At 67.9% G+C, this 2,756-nt stretch carries 4 protein-coding genes; 3 read left to right on the top strand and 1 reads right to left on the bottom strand.

The window, feature by feature from the left end; all coding sequences use genetic code 11:
- Window positions 1-374 precede the first annotated feature (374 nt).
- The gene (locus tag ACFPZL_RS12040; RefSeq protein ID WP_218115392.1) at window positions 375-1,196 is read right to left on the bottom strand and encodes a DUF1684 domain-containing protein; all 822 of its coding nucleotides are present in this window, start codon (window positions 1,194-1,196) and stop codon (window positions 375-377) included.
- A 295-nt stretch (window positions 1,197-1,491) separates the two neighbouring features.
- Between ACFPZL_RS12040 and ACFPZL_RS12035 the strand changes: the two genes are divergently transcribed.
- From ACFPZL_RS12035 to ACFPZL_RS12025, 3 genes are all read left to right on the top strand, one after another.
- Window positions 1,492-1,980, top strand: a complete 489-nt coding sequence (locus tag ACFPZL_RS12035; RefSeq protein WP_218115394.1) for a Dps family protein — start codon at window positions 1,492-1,494, stop codon at window positions 1,978-1,980.
- Window positions 1,981-2,057: 77 nt separating this feature from the next.
- Window positions 2,058-2,546 (top strand): YajQ family cyclic di-GMP-binding protein, encoded by a 489-nt coding sequence (locus ACFPZL_RS12030; protein WP_218115396.1) that lies wholly within the window; start codon window positions 2,058-2,060, stop codon window positions 2,544-2,546.
- 26 nt (window positions 2,547-2,572) lie between these two features.
- A partial coding sequence (locus ACFPZL_RS12025; protein WP_382335591.1) for a DUF3151 family protein occupies window positions 2,573-2,756 on the top strand: 184 nt, incomplete at its 3' end.

Here is a 2,756-nt window from a genome sequence, read left to right as displayed (position 1 = left end):
TGCCCGAGGGGTGTTTCCCGTTCTTCACGAGCTTTGCCCCGCATAGCAGACAACGAGTCGTGTTCAGGGTGTTCGGCACAGTTAAGGGTGCCGGGGAATGACGGGCCCTGTTTTACGGCGTGATGATGCGGCTAGACCGGGTTTCCATCCACTCTTTTTGGCCTATAACCCGCTTCCGACGTATCCGACCGCCGTGGCCCGAGCGCGCCCGGACACCCCGCGCCTCCGGCTCCGCAGCTCCGGACTGTACGAGATCGTCGGGGCTGTATGAGATGGATGCACGATTCCCTACCGCGCCGACGATCTCGTACAGTGTCGGTCAACAGGCGAAAAGTACCGCCGCCTTGGCATGCACCCCGTCAGTCCGCCGTCCGTCAGGCGGCCGCCGCAGGCGGCTCGAGCCCGGGGCGCAGCTCGCCGGCCTCGATGCGCACCGGCAACCGGTTCTCCGGCGGCGGGAACGGGCAGGTCGCGCTCGCGGAGTAGGCGCAGGGCAGGTTCGCCGTGCGGTTGAAGTCGATCTCGACCGTTCCGTCCCCGACGGACCGCACCGATACGGCGCGCGTCGAGGGGAAGGTCAGGTCTGCGCCGCTCGCGTCGGCGAAGATCGCGCGCAGGTCGCCGTCGTCGACCGAGCCGAAGAGGGTGAGGCTCAGCGGTTGCCCGTCGATCTCGAACTCCGCCGTTCCGGGGGAGTCGTAGTGCTGGGTCTTGTCGGCTCCGGCCGCCGAGGCGATCTCGACCTCGGCGCGGGGCGCCGGGACGAAGCGGGCGGCGATCACCCAGTGCTCGCTCGGCGGGAAGACGGCGGTGCCCCGGTAGTCGACGCGATCGGGCGATGCCGGATCGCGAGGGCGCAGGATCACGTGACCGCTCCGGGCGGCGAGCTCGATCCGCCGCTCGCCCCAGTCGAGCACGAGCCCCGAGAGCCCCGTGAGTGGGCCGAGCCGGATCGTCCCCTCGAGCAGTCGACCGTCGCGCGTCACCCCCTCCGCCGCAGAGAGCGTCGCGGTCACGAGACCTTGCGCGTCGGCGCTCCATGACCCTGGCACCGCATCGAACGTCTGCGGTTCGTCGGTCAGCCAGTGCAACGCGACCGCGCTCAACGGGCCGAAGGGCGCGGTGCGACCCGCCTCGACCTCGGCATGCCAGGCGGCGTGCGCGGCCGCGAACTCCTCGGGTGTCGTCTCGCTCATGCTGCTCCTCACCTCACACCGCCTCAACGTCGCCGGGCGGGATGATGTTCCCATTCGAGCACATGCGGGCCGATCCCTGCAGTGATCGCGTCACCCCGGGTAATGGAGGCCGGATCCTGCTCGGCATGTTCCCAGAAGCTCTGGGCGAACATTTCGCATATTCATGCCCTGATCTGCGGTTTCCGCTTACTCAGCCAAGCCTAACCTTGCTTGCGGATCCTGCTGCGGAGCGTACAGTGGGGATTACGAAGGGCGTGGATCCGAGGCCACGCGAACGAAGAGAAGGAGAATTCGTATGACGACTCCGCAGGTTCAGGTTCCGGCGGCGCAGGGCGATCTCGCTCGCCCGAGCGGCGTGGCCCAGTATCTCACCCCGGTGGTGCAGGATCTGGTCGCTCTCGCGGTGAACGGCAAGCAGGCGCACTGGCACGTGCGCGGGCAGAACTTCGTCGGCGTGCACGAGTTCCTCGACGAGGTCGTCGCGCACGCGCAGGCGGGTTCTGACGAGGTCGCGGAGCGGATCGTCGCGCTCGGCCTCCCCGTCGATGCGCGCATCGGCACGGTCGCGGCGCGCGCGACTACGCCCGAGCTCAGCCCGGGCTTCCAGCAGTCGACCGTCACCGTGCGCGAGGTCGTCGCGCAGCTCGACGCCGTGCTCGGCACGATCTACGCGGCGATCAAGGGACTGGACGACATCGATCTGGTGAGCCAGGACATCGTGATCGGGATCGCCGAGCAGCTCGATAAGGATCGCTGGTTCCTCTACTCGCACTTCGCCGAGTAGAGCGAGCAGACACGGATCGCTGCGGGGCCGGTGCCTTCGGGCATCGGCCCCGCGGCATTTCGTCTACGCTGGGGCGTATGGCTGATTCTTCATTTGATGTTGTGAGCAAGCTCGACTCGATGGAGGTCGAGAACGCGGTGAACCAGGCCCGCAAGGAGGTCGAGCAGCGCTACGACTTCAAGGGCGTCGGTGCGGAGGTGACCCTGAAGGACCAGGTGATCCTGATCCGGGCGAACACGGAGGAGCGGGCGCTCGCCGTGCTCGATGTGCTGCAGTCGAAGTTCATCAAGCGCGGGCTCTCGCTCAAGGCGCTCGACAGCGGCGAGCCGTTCGCCAGCGGCAAGGAGTACCGCATCGAGTCGAAGCTCAAGGAGGGCATCGACCAGGCCACCGCGAAGACGCTGAACAAGCTGATCCGCGACGAGGGCCCGAAGGGCGTGAAGAGCCAGATCCAGGGCGACGAGCTACGCGTCAGCTCGAAGAGCCGGGACGACCTGCAGGCCACGATCGCGCTGCTCAAGGATGCGGACGTCGATACCGCACTGCAGTTCGTGAACTTCCGCTAACGGCCGGCGGTTCAGGAGACGCATCGATGATCGGCGAGAACCTGCTCGGACCCGAGCCCACGCTGCTGCCCGAGGAACCGGAGGTCGCGGCCGCGCTCGCCGCGGGGGAGGCGCCCGACGTAGTCGCGCGTGCGCACCCCGATTCCCCGCGAGCCTGGGCGGAGCTCGCCGACCTGGCGGATGCCGAGGGCCGCGAGCTCGATGCCTACG

It is taken from the genome of Leucobacter soli (assembly GCF_042659205.1).
Lineage (GTDB): Bacteria > Actinomycetota > Actinomycetes > Actinomycetales > Microbacteriaceae > Leucobacter > Leucobacter soli.
The sequence above is the reverse complement of the archived record's forward strand: the minus strand, read 5'-3'. Positions and strand labels throughout refer to the sequence as shown.

Coding starts and splice junctions, on each gene's coding strand:
- ACFPZL_RS12040 (WP_218115392.1), bottom strand. CDS start 1,196: ATGAGCGAGACGACACCCGAGGAGTTCGCGGCCGCGCACGCCGCCTGG.
- ACFPZL_RS12035 (WP_218115394.1), top strand. CDS start 1,492: ATGACGACTCCGCAGGTTCAGGTTCCGGCGGCGCAGGGCGATCTCGCT.
- ACFPZL_RS12030 (WP_218115396.1), top strand. CDS start 2,058: ATGGCTGATTCTTCATTTGATGTTGTGAGCAAGCTCGACTCGATGGAG.